This window comes from Bartonella sp. CL25QHWL, from assembly GCF_042195335.1.
Classification (GTDB): Bacteria; Pseudomonadota; Alphaproteobacteria; order Rhizobiales; family Rhizobiaceae; genus Bartonella.
Map to the genome: position 1 here is coordinate 4,370 of NZ_JBHIOE010000020.1, position 349 is coordinate 4,718.

General features: G+C 48.4%; 1 protein-coding gene. It reads right to left on the bottom strand.

All coding sequences use genetic code 11. The features are described from left to right. The coding region (locus ACFILY_RS08485; RefSeq protein ID WP_375673314.1) for a phage protease at nt 1–349 on the bottom strand (349 nt) is incomplete at both ends.

The window sequence follows — 349 nt, forward strand, 5'->3', positions numbered from 1 at the left end:
GGCGAAACTCAGGCGAAAGATAGCGATATTCTCGGGCAACAATCTTTTTGGTAGCCATATCGGTCCATTTAACACGCCCCCAAATCGCACCATCCCGCTCTGCTAATTCTTCAATCCAGCCACTGGCAGGTGCTTCTAAACCATTTCTCGCACGGTGATGTTGCCCATGCTCATAATCAATCACAAGCGGTCCTTTATTGGCTGCAAAGGCTTTTAAAATAGTTTGCGGGTTATAATGCCATTGTCGTCCATCACGTGCCTTCACATGGGGCGCTTTGGGCAAAAGCTCTACCCATTCAGGCGCTTGGCTAACGGTGGCGTCTTCACATGAAATGTCTTGGCATAAAAC